This is a genomic window from Streptomyces sp. NPDC050164, from assembly GCF_044459945.1.
Classification (GTDB): Bacteria; Actinomycetota; Actinomycetes; order Streptomycetales; family Streptomycetaceae; genus Streptomyces; species Streptomyces coeruleorubidus_A.
Map to the genome: position 1 here is coordinate 1 of NZ_JBITJK010000042.1, position 22,469 is coordinate 22,469.

Sequence of the window (22,469 nt, forward strand, 5' to 3'; positions counted from 1 at the left end):
GGCATCGGCCACCACCCCGGCCAGCACCCGGCCGAACCGCTCCACCAACCCCTCGACCGTCCCCCGATCGAACAGATCAGTGGAGAACTCCAGGAATCCCGTCAGCCCGGCGGGCGCGCCGTCTTCATCGTGCTGCTCCGTGATGTTCACGAGCAGGTCGAACTTGGCCGTCTGGGTGTTCAGTTGGTCGATCTCCGTGGCCAGGCCGGGGAGCTCGAAGTGCGGTGCGGCGTTGTTCTGGAAGGCGAGCATCACCTGGAACAGCGGGTGGGACGCCATGGAGCGGACCGGGTTGAGGACCTCCACGAGGTGCTCGAACGGCACATCCTGGTGCGCATACGCCGCCAGGTCCGTCTCCCGCACCCGCTCCACCAGCTCACGGAACGTCGGATCACCCGACAGATCCGTCCGCAGCACCAACGTATTCACGAAGAAGCCGACCAGCTCGTCCAGCGCCTCATCCGTACGCCCCGCGATCGGCGTACCGATCGCGATGTCCGTCCCCGCACCCATCCGCGACAACAGCGTGGCGAGTGCGGCCTGGACCACCATGAAGAGGCTGGCGTCGCCCTCTTGGGCAAGGGCGGCCAAGCCCCGGTGCGTCTGGGGGTCGATCTCGACCGGCACGCTCTCGCCCCGGTGGGAGGCCAGGGCCGGACGGGGCCGGTCCGCGGGCAGGTCGAGGTGCTCTGGCAGGCCTTCCAACGTCGATGCCCAATAGGCCAGTTGACGTGAAAGCTGGCTCGTCGGGTCGTCCTCGTCGCCGAGGGTGCGGTGCTGCCACAAGGTGTAGTCCGCGTACTGCACCGCCAACGGCTTCCAGTCCGGGGACTCCCCCGCCACACGCGCCTCGTACGCCGTCACCAGGTCCCTCGCCAGCGGGACCATCGACCAGCCGTCGCCCGCGATGTGGTGCATCACCAGGAGCAGCACGTGCTCGATCGGCCCCAGGGGGAACAGCGTGGCACGCAGCGGGAGTTCGAGGGTCAGGTCGAAGGTGTCGGCGGCGCCGCGGGTGAGCAGGTCCGGCAGTTGGTCGGTAGTCGCGGAAGCGGTGATCAGGAGGTCGGCGGGGACCTCGTGGGGGTCCAGGATCTTCTGGTGGGGCGCTTCGTCCGGCCCTTCGGGGAAGACGGTGCGCAGCGACTCGTGCCGGACGACGACGTCTCGCAGCGCGGCGGCCAGCGCCTCCCGGTCCAGGTCGCCGGTGAGGCGTACGGCGAACGGCATGTTGTACGCGGTCGATGCCGGTCCTTCGAGGCGGTTGAGGAACCACAGCCGGCGCTGCGCGAAGGAGAGCGGTAGCCGGTCGGGGCGCTGCGCGGGGACGAGGCCGACGCGGGTGGCCTGTTCGGCCTCGTCGATGCGCCGCGCCAGCCGGGCCACGGTGGGCGCCTCGAAAAGGGCGCGCACGGGCAGTTCGACACCGAGTTCGGTGCGGACCCGGCTGAGCAGCCGGACCGACGTCAGGGACTGGCCGCCGAGCTCGAAGAAGTTGTCGTCGATGCCGGGCGTGTCGACGCCGAGGACCTCGGCGAACGCGCGACAGAGGGCTTCCTCGCGCGGGGTACGCGCGGTGCGCCGGATCGGTTCGGCCGCCGGGGCCGGCAGCGGCAACGGCAGCGCCGCGCGGTCCAGGGTGTGCCGGGCGGTGACGGGCAATGCGTCGAGCACGACCACGGCCGTCGGCGTCTGCGCCTCGGGCAGGCGTTCGGCGGCGTGGCGCCGGATCGCCTCCGGGTCGGCTTCGATGCCAGGGGGCGGCACGACGTAGGCGATGGTGACGACGGTCCCGTCCGGGTCCTCGCGGACGACGGCCACCGACTGGCCGACGTGCGGGTGGGCGGCGACGACGCTGGTGGTATCTGTACGTAGTTCCGCGATGTTTCCGAACTTCGCTGCGATACCGACGAGTTCGAGGCTTCCGTCGGCACGCCATCGCGCGAGATCGCCGCTGCGGTGCATCCGCTCCCCCGGTGCGCCGTGCGGGTCGGCGACGAGGCGCTCGGCGGTCGGTCCGGGACGGCCCGTGTAGCCGCGCGCCAACTGTGCGCCCGCCACGTACAGTTCACCGGTCACGCCGACGGGTGTCGGGCGCAGCGAAGCGTCCAGGACGTACACCCGGCTTCCGGGCACGGGCTTGCCGATCGAGGCGCCGTCGGGCTGAGCCGTGGTCTCGGCGTCCCCGGCCGTGGCGTGCACGCCGGTCTGCACGGGCGCGTACGCGGTGCTGAGAGCGACGTCGCCCAGTACGTCACGGAAGCGTGCGGCGAGCTGAGCCGGAAGGGGTTCGCCGTCGCAGACGACGGTGCGCAGGGAGGAGTACGTCTGGGTGCCCGGCTCGTCGAGGCGGGCGAGGAGGGCGGCGAGCACGGTGGGGGTGGTGTGCAGGGCCGTGATCCGCCGAGTGGCGATGTCCGCGGCGAGGCCGGCGGCGGCGCGGGCCGCGTCGTGCGGGGCCGATTCGTATGAGGGCGCCCCGCGCTCGGGGAGGACGAGCGTCGCTCCGCCGCCCAGCGCCCAGTGGAAGTCCCACAGTGGCGCGGTCCCCTGAAGGACGCGGTCGCCGGGACCCTGCGGATGGCGGGCCGGCAGCCAGGCGAGCTGGTCGGCGAGGGCCGCGTAGGTTGTGGTCAGGCCCTCCGTGCGGGTGATGTGTGCGGGGTGGGAGGGCAGCAGCGGAGCAGTGCGTTCCGCGTCGGTGACGTCGGCGTCCGACCGCCCGGCCAGTGCCTCCTCGGTGCACGGTTCGCCCAGGACGATGCGGGGCAGCGTTGGCTCCACCGGCAGTTCTGGCGCGCGGCCGGAGGTGAGCACGCACACCACCCGCGCCCCCGCCAGGACAGCCGCCTCCGCCTCAGAACCCCCGTCGGCCTCGGGTTCCAGCACCAGACACGCCGCCCCCGCCTTCGCCACCGCGAGCAGCGCCACGGGCCAGTCGACCGACCGGTTCTCGACCACCGCGACGGCGCGCTCCGGACCCGCGCCGTGCTCGATGAGGAGCCGGGCGACACGGTTGGCGCGGGCGTTCAGCTCCGCGTACGAGAGGACACCGTCCTCCGCAACGACCGCGGGCGCCTCCGGGGTGCGCCGCACCGGCTCGGCGATCCGCTCCGCCGGCGCCGCGGTCCGCTCCTGCGCGGCCGTGGCGTTCCAGGCGTCGAGGAGCAGCTTGCGCTCCTGGGCGGGCACCACGTCCAGTTCACCGACGGCACAGGCCGGCTCGGCCAGGGCCGCGGCCAGGGTGTGCTCGAACCGGGCTAGATGCCAGGTGAGTTCGTCGACGGTGTAGAGCGTCTCATTGCCGTCGAGGTGGATGACGAGCTGTTCGCCGCGTGCCGTGCCGTAGACGTCGAAGGCCAGGTCGTCGAGGGGGCCGTTGCCGAGGTTGAGGAGCCTGCCGGGGTGCTCGCCGAAGGCCAGGCCGTCCTGCAGGCCCATGATGTTGACCAGCGGTCCGAAGGAACCGGAGGCATCAGGGGACGGCGCGAAGTGGCGCTGGAGGTCCTCTTGGCGGTACCGCTGGTGGCGCAGCGCCTCCTTGACGGCCCGAGTGGTGCGCGCGACGAGCTGCCCGAAGTCGTCGTCCGCGCCCACCGTGAGCCGGAGCGGCACGACGTTCGCGGTCATGCCGGGGGTGCGGCGGGCGGTGAGGGTGACGCGGGCGGTGACGGGGAAACCGAGCGTGATGTGGTCGACGCCGGTCATGCGGTGGGCGTACAGCGCGACGGCGGCCGTGAGGACCACGGACCAGTGGGTGCGGGCAGTGCGGGCGGCGGCGACCAGGTCGTCGTTGAGGTCCGTGGCGAGGCGGGTGGTGGCGCGCAGCGAGGAACCGCGCGAGGTGGCGGTGCGGCGCGCGAGGCTGAAGCGCTGCGGCCGGTCGGCGAGTCGGTCCTCCCAGTACGTCCGGTCCTCGGCGAAGTCCGGCGACGCGCGGTACTCCTCGTCCTCCTCGACGAGGGCGGCGAGGGTTGCGAACGTCGAGTCGCCGCAGGGGCGTTGTTCGGCGAGGGCGGTGTAGATCTCGGCGACGCGGCGGGTGAACAGGGCGGCGCCGTGGCCGTCGATGACGGCGTGGTGGGCGCGCGTGTACCAGAGGTGGCGGTCGGGCGAGAGGCGGAACAGGGCGAGGTCGTAGAGCCGATCGGCGAGCAGGTCGACTGGGCGGGCGCGGTCCTCGCGCATCCAGCTCAGGGCGGTCTCCGCCGGGTCGGGCTCCGTCGACACGTCGCGGCACGTCAGGGCATCCTCAGGGACGGGCATGGGGGTCTGCCACACGTCGTCGCCGTCCTCGGTGAAGCGGACACGCAGGGCCTCGGCCTCGGTCAGAGCCGCGCCGACGGCGGCCCTGAAGAGGTCCGCGTCGACAGCGCCACGGATGTCGACGCACTGCGCGAGGCTGAAGTCCAGGTCGGTGAGGCCCTGCTGGTGCGCGAACCAGACGCCGTGCTGCGCGGCGGACAACGGTCGACGAGTGGCTTGAGCGTCAGACACCTGCTACCTGCCCATGAGTTGGGAACGACGGAAAAGGAAGGAACAGAGGGAAGGGGAGGAAAGAGAATCGAGCCAGGGCGGGCGTCACCGCCCGGGCGGCCCGTCCTGGCTCGGCGTTCCTTCCTCAGGCGTGCGTGTCCATTGCGTCCCGGAGGGATTTGGGCCGCATATCGGTCCAGTTCTTCTCGATGAACTCGACACAGGTGTTCCGGTCCGTCTCCTCAAGGACGGTTTGCCAGCCGGCGGGCACCTCGATGAAGCTGGGCCACAGCGAGTACTGCTCCTCCTCGTTCAGGAGGACGAGGAACTTTCCCTCAGTGTCGTCAAAGGGGTTCGTCACACCACAACCTCGTTTTCGATAGTGGGGCCGGCGACGTGGAGAAGGCGGCCCCTCGGCTGGCTCGACCGTGTTCACAAGCCCGAGGACCCCACCCCATCACGGGCTTTCATCACTTCGATATCGTGCGGTCATTCCCGGATTCTCATGCGCGGGCGAGGGTCTTCTCGGCACCTTCAGCGGCTATCCTTTGGCCTTCCGTCACACAAACTGCCCTGAGACCGAGAGGAGCATCAGTGAAGCTGCACGACCTTCTGGGAACATCAGATGGGTGCGCAGTACCCGATTCCTTTGCCCTATACGAGATCGCGGTCGGCCACTCCTCGGCCGCGTCCTCCGTCAAAGCCGCCATGAGCGCCGGGGAACTCCGTCTTGTGATACCCGCGGTCACGTTCGCGGTTTCCTGTGCCATGCGCACGTGTTGGGACGAATACTGTACGAAATCCCATCAGTCCGGCGTCGGTACGGCCGTGCAGGATCTGCTCGACCGCGACGGCGTCGAACTGCTGGAGCTGACGCCGCAGGACGCGACGTCGGCGGGCAGGCTGTACGCCAGGGCGGTGGACCGGCACATCGAGGGCCCCGAAGTCCTCGCGGCCTGCCACTCCTCGTACGTGGCGGGCGTGCACCACGCGCCGCTGCTCTCCACGGGCCGTGCCTCGTACTGCTACGCGGCCACCCTGGGTGACGCCGAACGGAGTCAGATCCGGTTGATCTGACGCTCGGTCGGATCCGGCCGCCTCGGCCCCAGCGCCTCGCGGCCGTAGATCCCCTCCACCCAGTTCTCCTGGTAGACGGTGTCGAGATAGCGCTCGCCCATGTCCGGCGATATTGCCACGCAGGTGAGCCCGGTGCGGCGGGCGTTCGCGTCGAGCCACTGCCCGGCGCCGCTGACCAAGGTACCGGTGGACCCGCCGAAGACGAATCCGCCCCCGGCGAGGCGGTGGCACATCCGCACCGTCTCCCGCTCGGGCACGAGGATCACCTCGTCGACGAACTCCTCGTCCAGCAGGGGCGGTCGGACACCGGAGCCGAGCCCCGGGATCATGCGCGGCCCCGGCGGATGCCCGAACGCCACGGATCCCACGCTGTCCACGGCCACGACGCGTACGTGCGGGCGGTGTTCCCGGTACCAGCGCGCGCACCCCATCAGCGTGCCCGTTGTGCCCGCCCCGACGAAGAGCACGTCGAGGTCGGGGAAGATGCGGTCGACGGCGGGCGCGGTGTGCCGGTAGTGGGCTCGCCAATTGGCTTCGTTCTCATACTGGTTGAGCCACACGTACCGGTCGTCCGCCGCACACAGGCCGCGCACGTGGCGAATGCGCGCGGCGAGGAATCCGCCTTCGCCGTCGGGCTCGGTGACGGTGTGCACCGTGGCGCCGAGCACCGACATGAGGCGCTTGGCCGCCAGGTTGCAGCGGGGGTCGGTGACGCAGACAAAGTGGTATCCCTTGGCGGCGGCGATGACGCTCAGCGCGATGCCGAGGTTTCCCGAGGAGGACTCGACCAGGACGGAGTCCGGCGCGATGAGGCCGTCCCGTTCGGCGGCCTCCACCATCTCCACGGCGGCCTTCTGCTTGATGGACCCGGTGAAATTGAAGCCCTCGCACTTGAGGAACAGGGGCATGTCGAGCACGGCACCGAGATCGACGTACAAGTCGTCCTGGTTGAACTCCTGGGGCGCCGAGATGACCGGCACGTGGCCTCCCCGCCTCAGCCGTAGCGTCGCATCTCGTGGAAGAAGCCGTCGACGACGTGCAGTTCGCCGGCTGCCGCGACCGCGTCGTAGATGTGTCGGCCGAGCACCAGGTCGAGCACGCCGAGTCCGAACGGCGAGAAGATGACGGGCCGTTCGGTGTCCGGCCGCAGGGTGCCGGTCAGGACGTCATGGAGCGTGCCATCGACAAAGTTCCGGTTGCCGACCTGCTGTTCGGCCAGGTGCGGCGATGTATCGGCCTTGAGGCAGTGGTCGACGTCGTCGACGATGTTGGTGGCCGCGAGCACCACCTCCGGCGCGAGGTCTCGCAGCGACAGATGGAGGACCAACGGGTTGTGCGCGAACCAGGCGGGTTCGGTGACGTGCGGCGTCCCGGCCACCGTCGCGAAGACCACCAGGTCGGAGGAGCGGATCAGCGACTCGGCGTCGTCGTGGAGCGTGACCGGCCCCGGCTCACCGGCGCGGCGCAAATAGTCCCCGAACCCGGCGGCGTGCTCCGCGGAGAGGTCGTGCACGCCGATCTCGTCGAACGACCAGCCCGTGCCCGCCAGATAGGCATGGACGTAGCGTGCGATCAGGCCGACACCGAAGAAGCCGACGCGGGCCGGGCGGCCGCCACGGGCCACCGCGATCCGGTCGGCGGCGAGCGCTGCCGAGGCCGCGGTGCGCGCGGCGCTGATGATGGAGCTCTCCAGGCAGGCCAGTGGGTAGCCGGTGTCGTGGTCGTTGAGGATGAGGACCGCGGAGGCCCGGGGGATGCCGCGCTCGACGTTCGACGGGAAGCTGGAGATCCACTTCAGCCCGTCGGTGGGGGCGTCGCCGCCGACCGACGCGGGCAGGGCGATCATGCGAGAGGACGGCCGGTCGGGGAACCGCAGGAAGTATGAGGGCGGGTTCACGGTCTGTCCTTCGCCGTGCCACCGGTAGGCGGCCTCGATGAGGTCGACCACCTCCCGGTGCCGGCCATCGAGGACGTGATGCACCTGGACCCCGGAGATTACGGAGAACGATGGTGTCGCGTACTGCTCGGGCATGGAGAAGCTCCCTGAGGGGTTCCTGGGGGTTCCTGAGGTGTCAGCGGGCCGGCACGGGCCGCGTGTGGCCGGGCAGCCGTGTCGGGTCGCCGAAGAGCGCGACGACCTCGCGTTCGCCTTCGTAGGCCTCGCGGCTGTGCGCCATGCGCAGGTTGTCCACGACGAGCACGTCGCCGGTCTGCCACGGCTCGCGCGAAGTGGCCGCCGCATAGGTGGCGTTGATGGTATCGATCACGGATTCCGGGATGGCGGTGCCGTCGCCGTAACGCGTGGTAAAGGGCAGCGCGTCCGGGCCGTAGAGGGCGAGCAGGTACTCCCGGATCGCCGGGTCCAACGTCAGTTCGTTGAGGAACGCGATTTGGTTGAACCAGAGGCGCTCGCCCGACACGGGGTGCCGGACGACGGCCGACCTGCGCTGCAGGGTGCGCAGCGAGCCGTCCGCCAGCCACTGGTGGTCGAGGTCGTGCGCGCGGCAGTACGCGGACACCTCGTCGGCGTCCTCGGTGCCGAACGCCTCCGCCCAGCTCAGGCCGACGTCTCCGTAGTGTCGGGCGAGGAGCCAGCCGTCCCGTTCGAAGGGCCCGACCAGTTCGATGGGCAGGGCGTCGAGGACGGCCCGCGCGTCGGCCACGCCGGTGGCGCCGCCGCTGCCAGGGGCCCGCAGGCAGCCGAAGAGGGCGATGGCGGGGACCTCGGCGGCGTAACTAAGCTCGTGGTGCATGCACATCGGCTCGTCGACCGGCCAGAGCGACGCCGAGTACACGCCGTGTCCCAGGTCGTGGCGGGCGGCGAAGCTCTCGCGTTCACGCATCGGCGTCACGTCGAGCGCGTGGGCCACGGCGGCCAGGTCGGCCGGTGCGCTCAGGCCGAGGCCGCGGACGAGGACCGCGCCGTGCCGGCCGAGCGCTTCGCGTACGTCTTTCGCGGGCACGTCGCGGCCGGGCGATTCGAGGACCGGTGTCCGTCCCTCGCCGAGGACGAGGCGGGAGCCATCGGCGAGGGTTTCGCCGGGCGAAGTGGTGTCGGTCATGGGGGTTCAGCCGTCCGTCTTCGTGCTGTCGGGCGCCGCGGTCGCGGCCTGGTGCGCCGGGGTCTGGGCGCTGCGGCCGTCGAGGAGCGCGGCGAGGTCCGCGAGCCGCGGGGTGTTCCGCAGTTCCCGGGGGGAGAGCGAGCGGTCGAGCGCGATGGCCAGGCGGACGAGGGAGAGCGAGGTACCGCCGAGGCCGAAAAAGTCGGCGTCGCGTCCGATGCGCTCAGCGGGCACCATGAGGACCCCGGCCCACAGTGCGGCGACCCGCCGCTCGGCGGCCGTCCGCGGTGCCTCGCCCGGGGCGTCCCCGGTACCCGACGCGCCGTCGTCCGTGGCGCGTTCGCCGGCGACACGGGTCAGGGCCTTGCGGTCGGTCTTGCCGTTGCCGGTCAGCGGCAGCTCGGGCAGACGGTGGAAATGGCTCGGCACCATGTACGCGGGCAAGGCCTGGCCGAGCGCCGCCGCGAGCGCGTCCGCGGTCAGATCCGCGGATCCAGTCCAGAAGGCCACGAGTTGGCCCGAGCCGCCGCTGCCGGTCACGATGACGGCGCTGTCGCGCACGCCGGGGACGGTCAGCAGCCGGTTCTCGATCTCTCCGATCTCGATGCGGAAGCCCCGGATCTTCACTTGCGCGTCACGCCGCCCGAGGAACTCCAGGCGTCCGCCGGGCAGCCAGCGCCCGATGTCGCCGGAGCGGTACAAACGGGCGCCGGACACGTGCGGGTCAGGGACGAAGGCGGCGCGGGTGCGCTCCTCGTCGTTGACGTAGCCGCGGCCCACGCACACGCCGGAGAAGACGATCTCGCCGGGCGAGCCGAGCGGGACGGGCCGCAGCGCCTCGTCGACCACGTACACGCGTACGTTGGCGACCGGCCTGCCGAGCGGCACTGACGCGGCCTCCGGGACGCCCGTCATCACCTCGTGATTCGTATCGTCCGACGTCTCGGTGAGTCCGTACGCGTTGACCAGCGCCTTGTCTGGGAAGGCCGCGAACCAGCGCTCGGTCAGCTCCTTCTTGAGCGCCTCGCCGGTCGCTGACACACAGCGCAGCCGCGGCAGCGGGCGCGGGGTGTGGTCGAGTTCGGTCAGCATCGTCTCCAGGTAGGAGGGCACGACCTGCAGGACCTCGACGTTCTCCTCAGCGAGGGTCTCAAGCAGACGGGCGACGTCCTCGACGGCTGGCTGGTCGACGACCACGGTGCGCCCGCCGACCACGAGGGCCGCCACGAGCTGCCACAGGGAGATGTCGAAGCACTGAGGCGCGGTCTGCGCCACCACCGTGCCCGCCATGATGCCGAGGTCGTCGATCTTGGCGAAGACGTGGTTGAGGAAGCCTGCGTGCTCGCACACGGCGCCCTTCGGTGTGCCGGTCGAGCCGGACGTGAAGTAGATGTACGCGCTCTGGTCCGCCGTCACCGGCAGGCCGGGGTCGGTGTCCGGTCCCGAGGACAGGTCGTCGAGATCGTCGACGCGTACGCCGGGCAGCCGCGCCGACGCCTCGTCCAGGCTGCGGGAGACGCCCCGTCGGGTGAGCACGTGGTGGCAATCGCTGCGCTGAAGCATGTCGGTGACGCGGTCGGCGGGGAACTGCGGTTCCACGGGGAGGTAGACGCCGCCCGCCTTGAGGACGGCGAGGACGGCCGCCAGCCACTCCAGGTCGCGTTCGGTCACCACGGCGACCACGTCCTCGGGGCGCAGCCCGGCGTCGAGGAGCGCGTGGGCGACGCGGTTGGCGCGCTGGTTGAGGAGGCGGTACGTCCACGAGGTGCCATTGTGGACGGCCGCGACGTCGTCGGGGCGCTGGCGCACCTGTTCCTCAAAGAGTTCGTGGACGCGCAGGTCGGGCAGTTCGCGCGGCGGTCCGGCCAACCCGAGTGTCTGGTAGGTGACTTCGTCGGGTGTGAGGGGGCTCCATGTGTGATGGTCCGTGTCCGACGCACCGCTCAGCGCGTCCAGGGCGGCGAGCAGATATCCGGCGATCCGGCCTGCCTGGTCGGCGCCCACGGCCTCCGGGCGGTAGCGGAGCACGAGCGCCGGCCGGTCGCCGTCCTGGGACAGGCCCAGCGCGAGAACGGTGTCCGGCGCGAGGTCCTGGGCGGCGGGGGCACGACCGGGCACGAACAGGGTGTCGTAGAGCGGGCCGCCCCCACCGGTGCGGCTCTCCTCCGGGAAGTCGGGGAGGTGGCGCAGGACGTCGGCGTGGATCCGGGCTGTGTCGTCGAGGAGCCGGGCCCAGGTGCCGTCCCCGACGTCCACCCGGCAGGGCACCGCGTCCCCGGCGCCGGCGGCCGACGGCGGCAGCTGGCCGAGAACCACCACTGGCTCGGCGGTGACCTGCGCCAGGACCTTGGCGTAGGCGGTGAGGACCGCGCTGTCCAGGGACGCACCGGAGCGCTCGCACAGGCGCAGTAGCGCGTGCGCGACCGGCTCGGGAACCGCGGCCCGCCAGACGGCGGTCGCGTCCGGGGCGCTCTGCGGCACGGGGCCGCCGACGGCTCCGACGGGGTCCGCCGAGCGCACCGGCCACCGGGGCAGAGGCGTGAAACCGCCGCCGGTGAGCACGCGCTGCCAAAACGCCAGAGGCGCAGTCTCCACACCAGTACCTTCCGTGCGCGCAGCCACTCCTGCAGCCACTCCTGCGGAATCGTCGCTTCCTTCACATGACACGCAAGACGCTAGATGTCGCCCTTATCAGCGGGATATCGACAGACCGGTCAGATGCATCCCGGAGAGGCGGTTGAGCGCGGCCTGCCGGGTCTGGTCGGACTCCTCGGCCAGCGCCCGCTCACGGGCGAAGAGCCGCGCCAGCTCGTGGAAGGCATAACGCAGTGCCCCGCCGGCGTCCGTGCCGACCACTGTCAGCAGATGCATGTCGAAGAGCTGCTCCATCGCGTCCTCCGCCGCCACCTGGTCCACGGCGAGCAGCGTGGCTCCGGCGTGGGCCGTGAAGTCCGGCGCGTCCAGCAGGCCCAGCATCCGGCACATACGGGCCGCCTCCTCGGACAGGCTGCGGTAGCCGCGCTCCAAGCCCTGCCGCACCTCCAGGCCGCCCGCGCTGAGTTCGTCGAGGCGGCGTCCCTTGGTCAGGCGGTACACCAGATGCCGTACGGACCAGTGGGGTTTGACGGCGAGCCGGCCCGCGGCGGCCCGCAGCGCGAGGGGAAGCCTGCCGCACAGGCGGCCCAACTCGTAGACGGCCGAGGCGTCTTCGAGGACGCGGCGCTCGCCGATGATCCGCGCCACCAGTTCCACCGCCTGCGCGTCGGGCAGCGGGCCGAGGTCGACCCGGACCGCGCCGCTGCCCACGGCCATCGGGTCCTGGCGTCCGCCGGTGGTCGCCACGACCCGCGAGGGGCCGCTGCCCGGCAGGAACGGCTGGATGTGTGCCAGGCTGGAGGCGTTGTCGAGGACCACCAGGACGCGCCGGTCGGCCAGCAGGCTGCGGTAGAGCGAGACACATTCGTCGAGGCGCTCGGGGACCAGCTCCGCTGCGACGCCGAGGACCCGCAGGAAGCGGCCGAGCAGCGCGTGCACGGTGGCACTCGGCTGCGTCCACTCGTACTGGGACAGGTCGGCGTAGAGCTGCCCGTCGGGGAAGTGCTGCAAGACGCGGTGCGCCCAGTGAGCGACGAGGCTCGTCTTGCCGACTCCGGCGGCGCCGGCGACGACGCCCGCGCGCGGCCGGGCAGCGCCGGACGGCTCCTTGTCGCCCGCGTCGGCCACCAGGGTGTCCAGGACGGCGAGTTCTGTCTCTCGTCCCAGGAAATCTGGTACGTCGGCGGGCAGTTCTGCTGGCGAGGCGCGCCGCCCGGACTGGGGTTCGTCGTCGCCGAAGAGGGAGAGTTCGGGGGCGTCTTGGAGGATGGCGCGATGCAGCTCGTGGATGGACGCGCTCGGCTCCATCCCGATCTCCTCGACGAACCGCCTGCGCCAGTTGCGGAAGCCCTCCGCCGCCTCCGCCCGCCGCCCGGACCGGTACTGAGCGAGCATCAGGCTATGCCGCAGCTTCTCGTGCAGGGGCTGGTCGTCGGCCAGCGCCGAGAGCTCAGGCAGCACGTCCTGGTGCCGGCCGAGCGTGAGCTCCGCGTCGAAAAGCGCTTCGTAGGCGGCGAGGCGCTCCGCCTCCAGGCGCGTCGCCTCGTCCTCGATCACCTGCCCCGCGACACCGGACAGGGCGCGCCCGGTCCACAGTTCCAGGGCTTTCCGGTACAGCCCGACGCCCTCGTCAACGTGGCCGAGGCGGATACTTTCGGCTGCCTCCGCGGAGATGGTTGCGAAGTCGCGGGCGTCTAAGGTGCACGCCCGCGTCAGGATCCGGTATCCGGGGTGGGTGGTCTCGATGACCGGGGCGGCGAAGAATGACGCCCGGAATGCCTTGCGCAATGCCCCGACGCAGATGGCCACTTGGGTCCGTGCCGTGTTCGGCGGTCGGCCTCCCCACACCGCGTCCACGAGGCTGTCCACGGAGACGACGTGCCCCCCGGCCAGGACGAGCATCGCGAAGATGGTGCGCTGCCGTGGACCCGCTATCACAACAGGGTGTCCATTCACGGTCGCCGACAGGGCGCCCAGAACCCTTATTGCAATTCTTTCGTGCTTGGCTTCGCCCGCGCCCTCGTGCGCGGCATCGGAGGAAGCCATGCGGTCACTCCCTAAAACCACCCTGTTACCCCCGTCGCAAGTGGAACTATCTGGTGATCACTATTGCGCAGCGCCCGAAGTTCGTCGGTGGATTCGCGCCCGGCCCTAGCGCTTGGTCAGCTGCTCGTCCGGCCCCGGCCTCGGGGTACTCGGGCGAGTCGGCAGCGCTGGGGTGCCAGGAGCCAACGACGAGATCAATGGCGCAGCACACTATAGGCACGACCGTTCATCCGGGACGGGCGCGGGCTTCAGGTGTGTACGACAGGCCCGTCGGTAGGCCGTTCACCAGTGCACACTCAGGGACTTGAGGCCGCGGGTCGCCGCCGCGGGCTTCCAGTCGAGGCGGTCGACGTCGTCGGCGAGCGCGAGGTTCGGGAAGCGCTCCAGAGTCAAACGGATGACCGTCGCCAGCTGAAGTCTGGCCAGCGGGGCGCCGAGGCAGCGGTGCACTCCGCGGCCGAACGTGAGATGGGGGATTCCGGCGGGGTTTCCGGAATCGTCGCGGGTTCGGTTTGCGCCCATGAGGAATACCAGGACCGGTTCTCCCGGGGAAATGGTGACATCCGCCAGCTGGACGGGTTCGGTTACCGCGCGACTGAAACTGAGGGGCGCCGAGGGGTTGATACGCAGGAGCTCCTCGACCTCGGCGGGGACCAGAGAGGGGTCGGCGCGCAGGGCGGCGGCACGAGCGGGGTCGTGCAGCAGGCTCAGGAAGGCGAGGGTGATCTGGTCGGCGGTGGAGTCGTAGCCGGCCATGAGGAGCGCCAGGGAGAGGGTAACGAGCTCACGGTTCGTCAGCTTGCCTTCCTCGTCGGCCGCTTGGATCAGAGCGCTGATGAGATCGCCGCCGGGTTCCTTGCGTTTGCCGCTGATGAGTTTCGTCATGTAGTGGGTGAGGAGGAACGCCCGGGTGCGACTCTCGGCGCCCTCGCCATCGAGGTCGAAGAGGACCGGCACCCACTCCCGGAAGCTCTCCCGGTCGGCCTCGGGAACGCCGAGCATGTAGCAGAGCACGCTGAGCGGCAGCGGCGCGGCGAGCCCGGCGACCAGGTCTGCCGACCGCCCGCCGTCAGCCATGGCGTCCAGGAGTTCGCTCGAGCGGGTCTCGATGAACGGGCCGAGCGCGCTGATGCGTCGCTCAGTAAAGGCCCCCGCCACGATTCTGCGCAGCCGGGCGTGCGCCTTGCCGTCGAGACTGACGATGGAGTCGGGCGACGGGTCGATGCTGGCGACCTTCGGTACGTCGGGCGCGACGGCGGCCGCGCGGCTGAACCGCGGGTCAGCCAGCACCTGGCGGGCGAGGTGGTAGTCGGACACGGCCCAGACCCCCACACCGTTCGGCATGTGCACCCACTGGACAGGGGACGTGCCCTCCGGGTCGCAGGGAAGAGGCAGCGGGCCAACCGGCAACCCGTCGAGCACATCTCTGGAATTCGGCATCCCTGTACATCCCCCCATCGCGACATGTCGATGGCACGATGCACCCGCGATCTATCACTTCGTTTTCATTCATATATCAATGAATGAAACCGGAACGACCCGGCAGCCGGTCATGCCTGGTAAATGAAGCAGGCGACTGATAACGCCGAATATCTTGGTAAGTTGCCGCTTGCCATGGCGGAGATCCGTGGCCTAGGGTCGCAATTATCGTGACCGCACCGGGTCGGAGGCGGCAGTATACGATCGAGCACCATATTAATGGCTACGTAACGACTCATGCGTGAATTGTCGGAGGCGAGCCAGACACTACCCTTGCCTATTTGCGTACAGGCCCCTGAAATGCCGGAGCTCCAACGAAATTCCAACCGGAACCCGTACGCACCGGAAGTCGATGACGCGCATCCTGTCCGGCCATTCTTGGAAGGAACTCCCGATGTCCAGTACCCATGACGAGATCGTCCAGCGCCTTTCCGATGCTCTGGGCATCGAGAAGTCGCTCATCACCCCCGACATCACCTTCGTAGAGCTCAAGATCGATTCGTTGGCTCTCGTCGAGTTCTCGGTGATCCTGGACGAGGAGTACGGCGTTCCGCCGCTGCAACTGACGCCGGACAGCACCATCAGTGACGCGGTGGCTGTGGTGGAGGCAGCGATGAGCAGCCGGACCGAGGTCTCCTCGTGAACGCCTCCCCCGTGGTGGCCGTGACCGGCCTCGGCCTGGTCTCGCCGCTCGGCATCGGCGTCGAAGCCAACTGGGCGGGGCTGCTCGCCGGCGCCTCGACCGCCGCCGCCGACCCCCTTCTGGAAGGCCTGGCCGTCGACTTCTGCTGCGCCGTGCCCGGCTTCGATGGGGACGCCCTGCTCGGCCGCGCGCTCTCCTGGCGCCTGGAGCCCTACGCGAAGATGGCGGTTGTCGCGGCCCGACAGGCCGTGGCCGACGCCGGGCTCGACCCGGAGTCCTGGGACGGGGCGCGGGTCGCGGTGATCCTGGGCGTGGGCGGCACCAGCACGCAACACTGGGACCGGCAGTCCAAGCACTTCGCCGCCGAGAACCACTCCCGTGTCTCGCCGTTGTTCATCTCGCGCTGTCTGACCGGCATCACGGCCGGCGAGATCAGCACGGACCTGGGCGCGTTCGGCCCCAGCCTGAGCGTCAGTACGGCCTGCGCCTCCGGTGCCACGGCCATTGGCCTAGGGCGGGATCTGCTGCGGGCCGGCAGCTGCGACATCGCCGTCGTCGGCGGCGCCGAATCCGGCCGCGCCAGGATCGCCAGCATCGGTTTCAGCCGCATGGGCGCACTGTCGACGCGCGGCACGGCTCCCGCCGAGGCCTCCCGCCCGTTCGACGCGGAGCGGGACGGCTTCGTGCTCGGCGAGGGCGCGGGCATGCTCGTCCTGGAGCGCGCCGAAGATGCGCGGGCCCGCTCGGCGCGCGTCCGGGGCCATGTCGCCGGGTACGGCGCCTCGGCCGACGCCCACCACTACACAACTCCCGACCCCGAGGGCCGCGGCACGGAGCTCGCCACGCGCACCGCCCTCGCCGACGCCGGTCTGGCGGCGGCCGACATCGGACACATCAACGCCCACGGCACCGCGACTCCGCTCGGCGACGCCGCGGAGGCAAGCATGCTCACCCGCGTGTTCCCGCACGCCCCGCCGGTGACAGCCACCAAGAGCCTGACGGGACACACCTTGGGCGCGGCCGGAGCCCTGGAGGCGGCCTTCACCCTGCTGACGCTGGCCAACCAACAGGTGCCGCCCACTGCCAACGTGGAGCGGGTGGATGGCGCGGCGGCCGGGCTCGACCTGGTGACCGACAAGCCCAGGGACGTGGTCACGACCAGCGCGCTCAGCACGTCCTTCGGCTTCGGCGGCCAGAACGCCGCGCTCGTCCTCACCTCCGCCTGACTCGCACCGGCCCCGCACGGCCCACGGCCGAATCAGGCCCCTTCCCTACGTCACCCAGGAGATTCGTGTCCATGGCCAGCACCGCGGCAGGAACTGCCACCTCGCTCGCCGACCTCAAGTCCGCCTACGAGACGGACGGTTGGTGCGAGCCGCCGTTCCACTTCAGCGACGACGCCGTCGCACTGCTGCGGGAGCGCGTGGTCTCCATCAGCCACGAGCGCCGGCCCGAGGTCGTGTACGAGAAGGACAGCGGTACGGTTCGCGCCCTCCACGGCTGCCATGCCTTCGACGAGGTGTGCGCGGCCCTCGTCCGCCTGCCCCGGCTGGTGGAGCTCGCCGAGGAGCTCGTCGGCGGGCCCGTCTACGTCTACCAGTTCAAGGTCAACCTTAAGCAGGCCCACGAGGGGGCGGCCTGGCCGTGGCACCAGGACTTCGCGTTCTGGCACGAGGAGGACGGCATGCCGAGCCCCGCCGCCGTCAACATCGCCGTCTCCCTGGACGACGTCCACGAGGGCAACGGACCACTCACCGCCATACCAGGCTCGCACCGGTTGGGCCTGCTCGACCTTCCCGAGGGCCGCGCGGACGGCGCGGAGTCCGACTGGCGCTCGCACGTGTCGGCCGACCTCGCCTACACCGTAGACGGCGACCGGGCGCGGCACTTGGCCGACGAGAACGGCCGGAAGGTCTTCACGGGGCCGCGCGGCTCCATCCAGGTCTTCCACCCGAGCATCGTCCATTCCTCGTCCAACAACCGGTCGGCGGACCGCCGCGCGCTACTGCTCATCACGTACAACGCCATCACCAACGCCCCCGCGCGCCCCACCCGCCCAGCCTTCCTGGTCTCCCGGGACACCGCACCGGTGGAGCGCCGCGCCGACGAGCGCCTCGACCTGGTGTCGTACTGAAGCCGAGCAGAGTTGCGAGACATCCGCATGGCGACCGAGCCGATCCGAGCAGCCGAACAGCAACCGCAGATCAACCTCGTGGACCCGGAGCTGTACGCGACAGGCGACCCGTTCGCCCAGTGGCGCTGGCTCCGCGCCCACGCGCCCGTGTACTGGCACGAGCCGACCGACCTCCCCGGCTTCTGGGCCCTGACGACGTACGACGACGTGCGCACCGCCTACCGGGACGCGGCCACTTTCAGCTCTGCCCAGGGGATTCTGCTGCGCCCCGACAGCCACGGCGCCGACCCCGGCGGCGGGCGCACCCTCGCGCTGACCGACGCGCCACGACACAAACAGCTGCGCGGGCTCGTCGACGAGTGGTTCTCGGTCCGTTCGGTACGCGCCATCGAGCAGGACATCCAGGGGGTGGCGCGGCGTGTGGTGGGCGAGGCTCTCGAACGGGGCACCTGCGACTTCGTGGCGGACGTCGCCGCCCGCGTCCCGCTCTATGTGATCTGCAAGATGATGGGGATCCCCGGTGCCGACTGGGAACGACTGTTCACGCTGACCAGTGATGCCTTCGGGGCCGGTGACCCGTTGACGCAGCGCCTCGCACACCTGGACATCCTGGGGTATTTCGACACTCTGCGGACGGACAAGGCGAAGAACCCCTCGGACGACCTGGTGAGCATCCTCGCCACGGCCGAGGTCGACGGCGAGCCGCTCACCCCGGACGACGTGATCCTCAACTGCAACAACCTTCTCGTCGGCGGCACCGAGAACACCCGCATCGCAGCGTCCGGGGGCATGCTGGCGTTCTTGCGCCACCCCGGCCAATGGCAGGACCTCAGACAGGACCCGGCCCTGTTGCCCTCCGCGGTCGAGGAGGTACTGCGCTGGACCTCGACCGCGACGCACATCATGCGCACCGCGACCCGGCCGGTGGAGATCCGCGGACACCAGATAGCCGCCGGCGACCGCGTCACATTCTGGCTGCCCTCGGCCAACCGCGACGAGGCAGTATTCCCCGATCCCGATCGCTTCGACATCCGCCGCAACCCCAACCGCCACCTGGCCCTGGGCTTCGGGGAGCATTTCTGCATCGGTAGCATGCTCGCTCGCGTCGAACTACGCCATCTCTACAACGAGTTGCTTACTCAGTCGATCAACGTAGAGCTCGACGGCGAGCCGACTCTGCTGAGCTCCATCGTCGTCAATGGCCCTGAGCAACTATCCGTCTCCCTAACCGCAATGTGACAGGAACACCACCATTCGCCGCCTGGCCCAACTGAACTCGAGTGGCTGCGCGACAGAGAGCACGAACCGCGACCCGAAAAGGGAGGACACACTCGTGAGCGACTGGATACGTCGCTTTCATTCCGCACCCAATGCTGGAAGCCGCCTGCTCTGTTTTCCACACGCAGGCGGCTCGGCTAGCGCTTACCACGCGCTCTCGGCCGCCGTTGCTGGCGCCATAGAGCCACTGATCGTGCAGTACCCAGGCCGCCAGGAGCGGTTCGGAGAGCCATTCGCCGAGCGAGCCGAAGAGATGGTCGCAGCCGCACTCGCCGCACTTCCGGCGCCCGTCGATGGGACGCCGACGATCCTGTTCGGGCACAGCATGGGCGCGCTCCTGGCATTCGAGGCTGCGCGACGCCTGGCGGCCGAGGGACAGCCGCCCGCCGCTCTGTTCGTCTCCGGTCGACGCGGCCCCTCGCTGCCGCAGTGGCCCGCCAGGAGGAAGCCAGTGGGCGAGATGTCTGACTCCGAACTCATCGAGGACATAAGGCAGTTGTCCGGAACGGCAGACGAACTGCTGTCCTCCCCCGATCTCCTGCGCCTCGCCCTTCCACCAGTACGCGCCGACTACCGGATCGTGGAAGATTACATCTACCGGAGCGCGCCCCCGCTCGACTGCCCGATAACGGTCCTGACCGGTGACAAGGACCCAGGTGTCACGGTCGAGGCCGCGCGAGCCTGGGGGAGCGAAACACAGGCTGCTTTCTCTTTCCACGTGTTGGCAGGGGGCCACTTTTTCCTCGACGACCACATGCCGTACCTCGCGGACCTCATCACCTCCGTGCTGCCGGAACCGAACATCAGACAGCGCGCCTAACCCACTTCCGAGCCCAATTGGGCGGACTCCCGCAAGCCTTCGACCAGATCCGCACCCGCTCAGACCGCCGTTACGGTCGAGTGAGCCTGAAGACATGTTCAGTTGCCTACTTACCGCGCCCGCAGCGCCACCCACGCGTTCCTTGCGTTCATCACATGCGGCCAGACGTCGCTATCACTTGACTCGGTCGTGTACGGCAATGATGTCGAAACCGAGCAGCACGGTTTCGGTGAACCGGAAGGCCATCTCGACGTAGGCAAGCTCCTGCTACTCCAGAGCAACATTCTTGACTGAACGGCTGGGACTCGGCCCGCGACGTAATTTCGTCGCAAAGAGACACGACCAGTGCGGGACACAGTGAGTGCGGAAACAATACGGGCCCGGGCCGGAACAGCGAGATGTCGACGACGAGATCGTGGAAGCCGGCCGGCTGGAGCCGCCCGACCAGGTCCCGCTGTCCCGGCGACTCGATCTGGAAGCAGCCGAGCGTCTCGGTGGACCGGATCAGCCGGTACGTCTCCGGATCCCCCGGCGGCAGCGCGTCCAGATCGACCCTGACCCCCGACACCCGCTCCACTTCCGCCACCGCGTGCGCCATGGCCGACTGCATCCGCACCCCCAGCACATCCAGCTTCAGCAGCCCGAGGTCCTCGACGTCGTCCTTGTCGAACTGCGACATCGGAAAGCCCTCGCCGCTGGTCGGCATGACCGGCGTACGCGCCAGCAGGGAGGCGTCGGACAGCAGCACCCCGCACGGGTGCATGGCCACCCCGCGCGGCAGCGCGTCCAGCGCCTCGACCAGCTCCCACAGCCTCCCGTACCTCTCCTTCTCCCCCGCCAGCGCCCGCAGTTCGGGCAGTTCCTCCAGGGCCGCACGGGCGTCCCGCGCCCGGATGTGCGGAAAGGACTTGGCGACCCGGTCGATCTCGGCCGGATCCATGGACAGCGCCGCCCCCACGTCGCGGATCGCATGCCGCACGCGATACGTCTCCGGCATCGCGACCGTCGCGACCCGCTCGGTGCCGAACCGGTCGATGATCGCGCGGTAGACCTCCAGCCGGCGCGCGGACTCCACGTCGATGTCGATGTCGGGCAGCACGACCCGCTCCTTCGACAGGAACCGCTCCATCAGCAGCCGGTGCTCGATCGGATCGGCGTTCGCGATCCCGAGCAGATGGTTGACGAGCGACCCCGCACCGGAGCCCCGGGCGGCGACCCGGATGCCCATCTCCCGTACGTCGTCGACCACTTGGGCCACGGTCAGGAAGTAGGAGGCGAAGCCGTGGTGGGCGATGATGTCCAGCTCGTGGTGCATCCGCTCCCAGTACTCCCGCCGCCGGTCGTACCCGCGCAGCACCATCCCCGCCGCCGCCCGCGAGGCCAGCGTCCGCTGGGCGGTACGGCGGCCGGCGCCGACCAGATGCGGCTCGGGGAAGTGGACGGTACCGATCCCGAGGTCGCCCTCGGGATCGACCAGGCACTCGGCGGCCGTGACCTCGGTCTGCTCCACGAGCCGATGAGCGGTGTCCCGTCGGAACCCGGCGGCCTCCACGATCCGCTCCGCCACCCCGAGCATGGCCCCCGCGCCCTTGAGCCAGGCCTCGCCGGAGTCCAGCTCCTTGGTCGGGTCGACGGGCACCAGCCGGCGCGCGGCGTCCAGCACGTCGGCGACCGGCCCCAGCCCCGGGTCGGCGTACCGTACGGCGTTGCTGAGCACGGGCCGGATCCGCTGCTCGGCGGCGAACCCGACGGTCCGGGCGGCCAGTCGCAGGGAGCCGGGCCCCGTACCTTTCCGGCCATGCCAGACGGCCTCCAGCCGCAGGGCGTCGCCGTAGACCTCCCGCCAGGGCACGAGCAGCCGCGCCGCACGGTCGGGACGCCCGGCGGCCAAGGCACGCCCCACATCCGAGTCAGGCCCGAGCAGCACGGTCACACCCTCGGCATGATTGCGCTCCCAGGGCAGCAGGGGCGGCCCCTCCCCCTCATGCGCCGCCGAGACGAGCCGGCACAGCCCGGCCCACCCACGGGCACCGTCCCGGGCGAGAAAGGTCACCCGGGGGGCGGACTCGTCGACGAAGGCGCCACCGCGCACAGGAGTCCGGCGCCGCCCCCGCCCCGCCCCGGGCTCAGGGGGCTCCGCTCCCGCCACCGATAGATCCGCCCCGAACACCGGACGGACCCCCGCCTTCGCGCAGGCCTTCGCGAACCGGACGGCACCGGCGAGCGTGTCGCGATCAGTGAGAGCCAGGGCATCCATGCCCCGCTCGGAGGCACGCTCGGCCAGCCGTTCCGGGTGCGAGGCTCCATACCGCAACGAGAACCCGGAGACGGTGTGCAGATGCGTGAACCCCGGCACACGCACCTCCCGCACTCGTGAACCACACCGGATCTCGAACATCTGTTCCCAGCTATCCCACCCCCACCATAGACCAATTCTCGAATGTATGTGCGACATCCGTTCGACCCCGCCCCACCTGCGGAAACACCGCACCGCCCCCGACCGTGGCGGCATGCCGCACAGGTGGTCGGCTGGTGCGTGGGCGGCTACCTGGGCACCGCGGCCCTGGCCATCAGCACCGGAGCCAAGCCGTCGAACCCCCAGCGCGCCGCGATCCGCCTCGCGGTCATGGCCCTGGTCGCGATCCTCGGCGGCCTCGGCGAGCCCTCATCGCCGGCCCGATCCTGGACGCCCTCCCCGGCAGCACAGCAGCCCTCTGGGGCCTGGGCACCTTGATCATCTTCGCCGTGGGCGCGGCCCACCCTGGCCCTCCAGGGCACCTTCGGCACGATCGGCATCGGCCTGGTCATCCTGCTGGCGGTGATCCTGGGCAACCCGAGCGCAGGCGGCGCCCTGAGCGC

At 70.2% G+C, this 22,469-nt stretch carries 14 protein-coding genes and 2 pseudogenes; 7 read left to right on the top strand and 9 right to left on the bottom strand.

Features of this window, described 5'->3' with window-relative positions; all coding sequences use genetic code 11:
- The coding region (locus ACIBNA_RS37085) for a condensation domain-containing protein (protein WP_399169614.1) at nucleotides 1–4,467 on the bottom strand (4,467 nt) is incomplete at its 3' end.
- Nucleotides 4,468–4,621: 154 nt separating this feature from the next.
- The gene (locus tag ACIBNA_RS37090; protein ID WP_399169615.1) at nucleotides 4,622–4,837 is read right to left on the bottom strand and encodes an MbtH family protein; all 216 of its coding nucleotides are present in this window, start codon (nucleotides 4,835–4,837) and stop codon (nucleotides 4,622–4,624) included.
- Between the two features lie 467 nt (nucleotides 4,838–5,304).
- On the opposite strand from ACIBNA_RS37090, the gene ACIBNA_RS37095 reads away from it, so the two are divergent.
- Nucleotides 5,305–5,553, top strand: a complete 249-nt coding sequence (locus tag ACIBNA_RS37095; RefSeq protein WP_399169616.1) for a hypothetical protein — start codon at nucleotides 5,305–5,307, stop codon at nucleotides 5,551–5,553.
- On the opposite strand, the gene sbnA is transcribed toward ACIBNA_RS37095, so the two are convergent.
- The 6 genes from sbnA to ACIBNA_RS37125 form a co-directional block, all read right to left on the bottom strand.
- Nucleotides 5,535–6,533 (bottom strand): 2,3-diaminopropionate biosynthesis protein SbnA, encoded by a 999-nt coding sequence (gene sbnA, locus ACIBNA_RS37100; RefSeq protein ID WP_399169617.1) that lies wholly within the window; start codon nucleotides 6,531–6,533, stop codon nucleotides 5,535–5,537. The genes ACIBNA_RS37095 and sbnA overlap by 19 nt on opposite strands.
- Before the next feature lie 14 nt (nucleotides 6,534–6,547).
- Complete coding sequence (gene sbnB, locus ACIBNA_RS37105) at nucleotides 6,548–7,585, bottom strand: 2,3-diaminopropionate biosynthesis protein SbnB (RefSeq protein WP_399169618.1); 1,038 nt, start codon at nucleotides 7,583–7,585, stop codon at nucleotides 6,548–6,550.
- 40 nt (nucleotides 7,586–7,625) lie between these two features.
- Nucleotides 7,626–8,615, bottom strand: coding sequence for a TauD/TfdA family dioxygenase (locus tag ACIBNA_RS37110; protein ID WP_399169619.1), 990 nt, complete (start codon nucleotides 8,613–8,615; stop codon nucleotides 7,626–7,628).
- A gap of 6 nt (nucleotides 8,616–8,621) precedes the next feature.
- A complete protein-coding gene (locus ACIBNA_RS37115) occupies nucleotides 8,622–11,210 on the bottom strand; it encodes an amino acid adenylation domain-containing protein (protein WP_399169620.1) in 2,589 nt (862 codons plus the stop codon).
- Between the two features lie 96 nt (nucleotides 11,211–11,306).
- Nucleotides 11,307–13,256 (bottom strand): BTAD domain-containing putative transcriptional regulator, encoded by a 1,950-nt coding sequence (locus ACIBNA_RS37120; RefSeq protein WP_399169621.1) that lies wholly within the window; start codon nucleotides 13,254–13,256, stop codon nucleotides 11,307–11,309.
- A 282-nt stretch (nucleotides 13,257–13,538) separates the two neighbouring features.
- The gene (locus ACIBNA_RS37125) at nucleotides 13,539–14,600 is read right to left on the bottom strand and encodes a cytochrome P450 (RefSeq protein WP_399169622.1); all 1,062 of its coding nucleotides are present in this window, start codon (nucleotides 14,598–14,600) and stop codon (nucleotides 13,539–13,541) included.
- 529 nt (nucleotides 14,601–15,129) lie between these two features.
- Here ACIBNA_RS37125 and ACIBNA_RS37130 point away from each other — a divergent pair.
- The 5 genes from ACIBNA_RS37130 to ACIBNA_RS37150 all read left to right on the top strand — a co-directional run bounded on the left by ACIBNA_RS37130 (nucleotide 15,130) and on the right by ACIBNA_RS37150 (nucleotide 19,610).
- A complete protein-coding gene (locus ACIBNA_RS37130; RefSeq protein ID WP_399169623.1) occupies nucleotides 15,130–15,378 on the top strand; it encodes a phosphopantetheine-binding protein in 249 nt (82 codons plus the stop codon).
- Nucleotides 15,375–16,604, top strand: a complete 1,230-nt coding sequence (locus tag ACIBNA_RS37135; RefSeq protein ID WP_399169624.1) for a beta-ketoacyl-[acyl-carrier-protein] synthase family protein — start codon at nucleotides 15,375–15,377, stop codon at nucleotides 16,602–16,604. The genes ACIBNA_RS37130 and ACIBNA_RS37135 overlap by 4 nt, the downstream gene beginning before the upstream one ends.
- 71 nt (nucleotides 16,605–16,675) lie before the next feature.
- On the top strand, nucleotides 16,676–17,512 hold the full coding sequence (locus ACIBNA_RS37140) for a phytanoyl-CoA dioxygenase family protein (RefSeq protein ID WP_399169625.1): 837 nt from the start codon (nucleotides 16,676–16,678) through the stop codon (nucleotides 17,510–17,512).
- Between the two features lie 27 nt (nucleotides 17,513–17,539).
- A complete protein-coding gene (locus ACIBNA_RS37145) occupies nucleotides 17,540–18,751 on the top strand; it encodes a cytochrome P450 (RefSeq protein ID WP_399169627.1) in 1,212 nt (403 codons plus the stop codon).
- 94 nt (nucleotides 18,752–18,845) lie between these two features.
- On the top strand, nucleotides 18,846–19,610 hold the full coding sequence (locus ACIBNA_RS37150) for a thioesterase II family protein (protein ID WP_399169628.1): 765 nt from the start codon (nucleotides 18,846–18,848) through the stop codon (nucleotides 19,608–19,610).
- A 373-nt stretch (nucleotides 19,611–19,983) separates the two neighbouring features.
- On the opposite strand, the pseudogene ACIBNA_RS37155 reads toward ACIBNA_RS37150, so the two are convergent.
- A pseudogene (locus tag ACIBNA_RS37155) lies at nucleotides 19,984–21,966 on the bottom strand (PHP domain-containing protein); the annotation flags it as partial.
- 165 nt (nucleotides 21,967–22,131) lie between these two features.
- Between ACIBNA_RS37155 and ACIBNA_RS37160 the strand changes: the two are divergent.
- Nucleotides 22,132–22,461: pseudogene (locus ACIBNA_RS37160) on the top strand (DUF3533 domain-containing protein); the annotation flags it as partial.
- Nucleotides 22,462–22,469 lie beyond the last annotated feature (8 nt).

Bases quoted from the DNA above. Each gene is read 5' to 3' on its own strand.
- sbnB (WP_399169618.1), bottom strand. From the start codon at position 7,585: ATGCCCGAGCAGTACGCGACACCATCGTTCTCCGTAATCTCCGGGGTC.
- ACIBNA_RS37110 (WP_399169619.1), bottom strand. From the start codon at position 8,615: ATGACCGACACCACTTCGCCCGGCGAAACCCTCGCCGATGGCTCCCGC.
- ACIBNA_RS37120 (WP_399169621.1), bottom strand. From the start codon at position 13,256: ATGGCTTCCTCCGATGCCGCGCACGAGGGCGCGGGCGAAGCCAAGCAC.
- ACIBNA_RS37125 (WP_399169622.1), bottom strand. From the start codon at position 14,600: ATGCCGAACGGTGTGGGGGTCTGGGCCGTGTCCGACTACCACCTCGCC.
- ACIBNA_RS37130 (WP_399169623.1), top strand. From the start codon at position 15,130: ATGTCCAGTACCCATGACGAGATCGTCCAGCGCCTTTCCGATGCTCTG.
- ACIBNA_RS37140 (WP_399169625.1), top strand. From the start codon at position 16,676: ATGGCCAGCACCGCGGCAGGAACTGCCACCTCGCTCGCCGACCTCAAG.
- ACIBNA_RS37145 (WP_399169627.1), top strand. From the start codon at position 17,540: ATGGCGACCGAGCCGATCCGAGCAGCCGAACAGCAACCGCAGATCAAC.